At 48.8% G+C, this 5,195-nt stretch carries 5 protein-coding genes (1 of these 5 running past the window's edge); all 5 read right to left on the bottom strand.

Annotated features, from left to right (window positions below; genetic code table 11):
• Window positions 1-1,634 carry the 5' portion of a PAS domain-containing sensor histidine kinase gene (locus BLX24_RS29135; RefSeq protein ID WP_083422256.1) on the bottom strand. The gene continues 106 nt to the left of window position 1, outside the view, so the window shows 1,634 of its 1,740 coding nt (coding positions 1-1,634); the start codon lies at window positions 1,632-1,634; its stop codon lies beyond the left edge, outside the window.
• Between the two features lie 460 nt (window positions 1,635-2,094).
• Window positions 2,095-2,862, bottom strand: coding sequence for an SDR family NAD(P)-dependent oxidoreductase (locus tag BLX24_RS29140; RefSeq protein ID WP_071506749.1), 768 nt, complete (start codon window positions 2,860-2,862; stop codon window positions 2,095-2,097).
• 43 nt (window positions 2,863-2,905) lie between these two features.
• A complete protein-coding gene (locus BLX24_RS29145; protein WP_071506750.1) occupies window positions 2,906-3,733 on the bottom strand; it encodes a TIM barrel protein in 828 nt (275 codons plus the stop codon).
• A 98-nt stretch (window positions 3,734-3,831) separates the two neighbouring features.
• Window positions 3,832-4,746: a 5-dehydro-4-deoxyglucarate dehydratase gene (gene kdgD, locus BLX24_RS29150; RefSeq protein WP_071506751.1), complete on the bottom strand. Its 915-nt coding sequence runs from the start codon at window positions 4,744-4,746 to the stop codon at window positions 3,832-3,834.
• Window positions 4,747-4,773: 27 nt separating this feature from the next.
• Window positions 4,774-5,195: enolase C-terminal domain-like protein (locus tag BLX24_RS29155; RefSeq protein ID WP_310590810.1), on the bottom strand; the 422-nt coding region annotated here is incomplete at its 5' end.

The following is a 5,195-nucleotide window of genomic DNA, read 5'->3' on the forward strand; positions in this document are numbered from 1 at the left end:
CCGTGAAGTCGTTGAAAAACCTGCAAAATACGATCAAGGTGTTTCTCGTCAAACCCGATCCCATTGTCCTCAATATCAATTCGGTAGTAGCGTTCAGCCGGTCTGGCTGGTTTAACGTGAGGTGGCAATACGGCCGCCTCTACCGTATGAACACTTATTTTAATAAACGGGGGAGTTCCGTTCTTAGTAAATTTTAGCGAGTTACCTATCAGGTTTTGAAAAACCTGTTCGAGTTGAGAAAATTCTCCGTTAATGACCGGCAACGGATTTAGCTCAATAGTGGCATTTGTTTCTTTGACCGGGATTTCAAAAGTAGATAATACCCGATTAACAACTACATTAAGATCAACCGGTATAACCCGCTGGTGCTGAGATGAAATGGTGGCGAAATTCAGCAGATCTCTGATCAGTGTAGACATCCGGCCGGCTGATTGCTGCATCCGGTCTATATACAGCTGACATTCCTGAGAGAGTCCGGTTTTCTGCATGAGCAGTAAACTGCCGAACTGCTGAATCTTGCGGAGGGGCTCCTGTAAATCATGTGAGGCAACGTACGCAAATTGCTGTAGATTTTCGTTGGACTGATGTAAAAGTATATTCGATTCCTGAAGCTCTTCATTGATAGCGGCGTACTCCTCATTGGCAGCCATCAACTCCTGGTTAATCCGGGCGAGTTCTTCTGTACGGAGTTGAACTTTCTGCTCAAGTTCAAGGGATAACCGGCGATAACGGTCTTCACTTTCCTGAATCCGTTTGCGGGTAAGCATCAGTTGCGTAACATCCGTTGCGACAACAATAACGCCCGTTATCTGATTATCAATGTCAAAAAACGGCTGATAGATAAAATTGACATAAATCGTTTCTAAGGCCTTATTCCTGACCAGATGGACAGCAAGCTCACTGGCGGAAAACGGAACACCGGTATTGATAACCTCATACAATAAGTGGTCAAAGCCTTGTCCGTTCAGTTCCGGTAAGGCCTCTAGCAATGGTTTGTTAATGAGCTGAGCAGGCAAACGGCCAACCAGTTCGCTGTAAAACGAATTCGCCATCCGGAACGTGAGGTCCTCTTTACTAATGACAGCTACAGCAACGGGGGCCTGTTCAAAGAACGACAGCATTTCCTGCCGGGATTTTTCCAGTTTCTCACGGGCCAGTACAGCCTGTGTGGTTTCTGTACAGGTAACGAGTATACCATTGACGCTCCCATCGTCGTCGGTTAAGGGACTGAAACTATAGGTCCAGTAAGCAAATCCCATGGCCCCTTCACGATAGATCGGCAGCTTCTGATCCTCAAACCAGACGGCATCCCCGCCCTGCATGATATTTTGAATCATCGGCCCAATCCAGGGCCACGACTCCGCCCAGCTAATATGGCCGGGCTGCCCTAAAGAAGATGGGTGTTTACCGTTGTTGCCAAGGCTTGGCCGGAAAGCATCGTTATAAAATGTAATCAGTTCGGGACCCCAGAATATTAGCATGGGAAAACGAGAAGTCAACATCATATTTACCAGAGTACGCAGGCTTTTGGGCCATATCTCCGGAGATCCTAAGGAAGTTGTTGACCAATCGTACGCTTGTGTGAGTTGCCCCATTTCACCCCCGCCCGCAAAAAATGGGTAGGAATTTTCCATATAGATGACTGTTACTTTGAGGGCAGCAATATAAGGCGGGTAACTTATATTGGCAAAGAAGCACTTTTGAAGCGGAAGATTCGTGGAAAAATAATATCAGCGGATAAAAATAAAGACGATTAAAAAATCAATACATTTCTGTAAGTAAGTATGTTGAAATATCTTTGTGTTAACTTAATTAACTCCTTGAAATGCAGGATTTTAATATAATACAAAAAAGACCGGACGCATAGCAACCGGTCTTTTTTACTTATATCCACACCATTTTTCGGCTTTGTGAGCCGAAGATCAAAAATACAAAAAAAGATAAATGAGTAGTCATGTGAATCAGATATCTGTCGGTTTATTTCAGAGATAATTTAATTATTTCTAATAAGTCAATATATAAGTATAAAATAGTGGATAAATAGTACAGTAATGAGGTGAACTTTTAATGATTACATCCTGAATATTGAGTTACTTATTTCAGTAAACGGCCACCATCAACGGTAATAATGTTACCTGTTGTAAATGTCAGTGAGGTAGCTAAAGAGTAAACGGCATTTGCTACATCCTGACCGGTAGCAAAGCGTCCCATGGGCGTATTATCCATCTGGTTTTTAAGAAAAGACGGATCAAAATTTTTAGTGTACTCTCCTTCAACAAAACCAGGAGAGACAGAGACCATCCGGATTTTTGGCGCCAGTACGCGGGCCAGTGAGCGTGTCATCGAATCAACGGCTGCCTTTGACGCGCAATAGGCGACGTTACTGCCAATCCCGTAAATCCCGGCAATTGACGATATATTGACCACCAGCGACGATTGCCCGGTTATTTCAGCGGCCTGTTCCAGTAAACTGCGCATTGCCCGGACCATGGCAAAACCTCCCCGGAAATTCGTCTGCATAATCCGGTCAATCCACTCGTCGGTGAGCGCATCCAGGTCATTGTGGGCAACCGGCGTTGTAATCCCGGCGTTGTTAACGAGCACATCCAGCCGCCCGAACGTGCTGACCATGATTTGTCTCAGGGCGTCAATGGCTGCGGCATCTGTTGTAGGTGCCTGAACAATCTGATGGCCGGTACCTGGCAATGACGCGATCAGCCGTTCGGCTTTCCGGTGATCCCGGTTATACGTAGCCACTACGATATATCCGTTTGCGGCAAACGTAGTTGAAATGGCCGAACCAATTTCACCGGCTCCGCCGGTAACAAGAACAACAGGGCGTTGTACAGGAGAAGTTGACATAATAAAATGCGTAATGTTTAGGGTAAAGAGCTTTTAAAGCTCATCAGAAATCATCGCAATACCGGTAAGCGGCAAGAACAGCCTGTTCGCCGCCGATACCCGGCTGGCTGTTAAAGTGTTCCATCCCCAGGATAAATGACCGGTTTGTTTCCCGTGATTTCTGATCGATATACCTGAAAATAGTTTTGTAATTGATTTCACCGGTGGTTGGTTCAAAACGCCCCGGCTCGTCGCCGATCTGAAAATAGCCGATCTGGTCCCAGCAAAGATCCATGTGATACAGCAGCCGCCCTTCGTTTCGTTGCAGGTGATACATGTCGAATAAGAGCTTGCAGGACGGGCGATTGATGGATTTACAGATCTGATAGCCTTTCGCCGATGTTTTGAGGAAAAGGGGCGTGGCATCGCTCAGGGGTTCCAGCAGCAGGGTAATGCCGGCCGGCTCCAACAGATCGCAGGCCGCTTGTAAGGCATCCATCACATGTTGCGTCTGGATATCTGTTGGTAACGAAAAATCAATCAGATCAGCCGAAACCGTAACAAAGCGGCCGTTCAGCCGCCGGAGCGTTTCCATGGCCATGCGGCAACGTGCCAGAAAGACCGCCCGTAATTCCGGATTGCCGGTGGTCAGTGACGGTCTGGACGGCCAGAAGGTTGGCCCGAGCGAGATCGTACCCATCTCCATGTTCAGCGAAGCCAGGGTTTCGCCGATTTTAGTAACGAGCTCAACCGGTTGCTGCATAAACCCAAGGCCCAGCTTACCCGGAAAGCCGGGATGAGCCGGACCGCTGTCTTCAAGGGCCCTGAACCCCGTTTCTGCCATAAACCGCAGCTGATCCAGCGGGTCTTTTCCGGCATGGCACTCAAACATGTTTATGTGTGGTGCGTAATTGAGTTTAAACGGCCCGGCCATAAAAAAATACAGGAATTAGGCGGGGAGAACGATCCCCGTGAGTTATGTATGACACCTTATGACCATTGCTGACCGGATTCCAGAATCTGTGCCAGTTCGGTCACGTGCTCATCGGTTGGCATGGATAACGGCGGGCGCACATCACCGGCGCTTTTGCCGATCAGTTTCGCCCCGGCTTTGATCAGGCTGACTGCATAGCCGTTTTTCTTGCTTCGTAGTCTGACCAGGGGAATGTAAAACGAACGGGTAATGGCATCCACCGTCGCTTTGTCGCCCGTCCGCAGGCTTTTGTAAAACAGGTTTGCCAGTTCGGGAACGAAGTTAAAGGCGGCAGAAGAGTACGTATTAACACCAATCGACAAATAGGCTTCGGCAATGATTTCGGCCGTTGGAACGCCTCCGATATAGGAGAGCCGGTTACCAATGGTTTTGATGGTATCGTTTAAGTCCTGAATATGACCGGTTCCGTCTTTCAGGCCGATGAGGTTCGGGCAGGCATCGGCTAACCGCAGGAGGTTTTCGGGCGATAACACCCCGTTGCCGCGATTGTAATAGATGACTGGTAGACCGGTGTTCCGGATGATCGTTTTGGCATAGGCCACTACGCCGTCCTGCGGGCATTCGGTAAGATAGGGGGGAAATAACAGGAGGGCATGGACACCCGCTTTTTCGGCCATTTCCGCAAAGGCAATGGCGTCCGGAATACTGCGGCCGACGCTGGAAATAACCGGTACCCGATCCGCTACGGTTTCGGTTGCTATATGCACAATCTGCTCATATTCGGCTGCTGAAAGCGAGAAAAACTCGCCGGTACCACCTGCTACAAAAACCGAGGACACCTCATGCCCGACAAACCAGTCGATCCGGTCGGCGTAAGTGCTGGCATTAAACTGACCTTCCTGGTCAAAATCAGTGACCGGAAAGGAAAGAAGTCCATCCTCAAGGGATGATTTAATCGTTGATAAATCCATGATATAGGTTGTCGAAAGGGTATAAGGTTACCAGCGCGTGGCTTTAAATGTCCAGCCGGGGTTTACTTTTTGCATTTCAATTTCATCATCCCGTTTGGTAAGTCCGCAGGCGAGATAGTTCTGGTGCAGGCGGGCAAGGGCGTCGCGGTCCAGGTCAACACCAAGCCCCGGGCCTTCGGGAACCGCAACGCTGCCGTCTTCAAACGGCAGGCGACCCCGGGTGATGATTTCATCCGACTGCCACGGATAATGCGTATCCAGTGCATACGTAAAATTCGGGATAGCTGCGCCGAGATGTACCATGGCCGCCAGTGAAATACCCAGGTGCGAGTTAGAATGCATGGACAAATCGCGGCCGAAAATCTGACAGATGTCAGCCAGGGTCATTGAGGCCCGTAAACCGCCCCAGAAGTGGTGATCGCTCAGGATAATATCTTCCGACCCAAGCC

The sequence above is a fragment of the Arsenicibacter rosenii genome, assembly GCF_001870735.1.
Lineage (GTDB): Bacteria > Bacteroidota > Bacteroidia > Cytophagales > Spirosomataceae > Arsenicibacter > Arsenicibacter rosenii.